This window comes from Kitasatospora papulosa (assembly GCF_000717245.1).
Classification (GTDB): Bacteria; Actinomycetota; Actinomycetes; order Streptomycetales; family Streptomycetaceae; genus Streptomyces; species Streptomyces papulosus.
Genome location: NZ_JNYQ01000066.1, coordinates 1 through 592 on the forward strand (window position 1 = coordinate 1; position 592 = coordinate 592).

Annotated in this window: 2 protein-coding genes; both read right to left on the reverse strand. The window is 68.4% G+C overall.

Annotation, left to right across the window (positions count from 1 at the left end; all coding sequences use genetic code 11):
• On the reverse strand, positions 1 to 119 hold a 119-nt coding region (locus IA22_RS0133720; RefSeq protein ID WP_030125875.1), incomplete at its 3' end, for an ectoine synthase.
• Positions 120 to 235: 116 nt separating this feature from the next.
• The coding region (locus IA22_RS0133725; RefSeq protein WP_030883022.1) for an aminotransferase class III-fold pyridoxal phosphate-dependent enzyme at positions 236 to 592 on the reverse strand (357 nt) is incomplete at its 5' end.

Here is a 592-nt window from a genome sequence, read left to right on the forward strand (position 1 = left end):
TGGAGCGAGAAGCCCACCTTCTCCTTGGCGAGCACGATGCGCTTGCTCTCCCAGGTACCCGAAGCGGACCTGACGTGCCGGTCGGTGTTCTCGATGTCATCGAAGGATCGGACGATCACGGTGGGGCAGTGCCTTTCTTCGGTGCCTCGTCACGGATTCGGGGAGGCGGAGCGGTGACCCGGTGTGCCTGGACAGCACCTCCGGGCCGTACGTTCGGCCGTGCTCCCACCGCTGTTCAGGCGGTGTCCCGCACAGCCTTGGCGAGGACCTGAAGGCCTTCGTCCAGCTCGGCCGAGGAGACGGTGAGGGGCGGAAGCACCTTCACCACCTCGCTCTCCGGTCCCGATGTCTCGACCAGCAGGCCCAGCTCGAAGGCGCGCCCGCACACAGTGGTGGCACGCGCGGGGTCGGCGAACTTCATTCCCCAGACCAGGCCGCGGCCACGGATCTGTGTGCCGGCCTCCGGGTGCTCCTCACCGATGGCCAGCAGTGCCTGTTCGACCTGCTCGCCGCGGGCCAGGGTCTGCTTCTCCATCTGGCCGTCGGCCCAGTAGGCGTCGAGCGTGGCGGCGGCGGTCACGAAGGCCGGGTT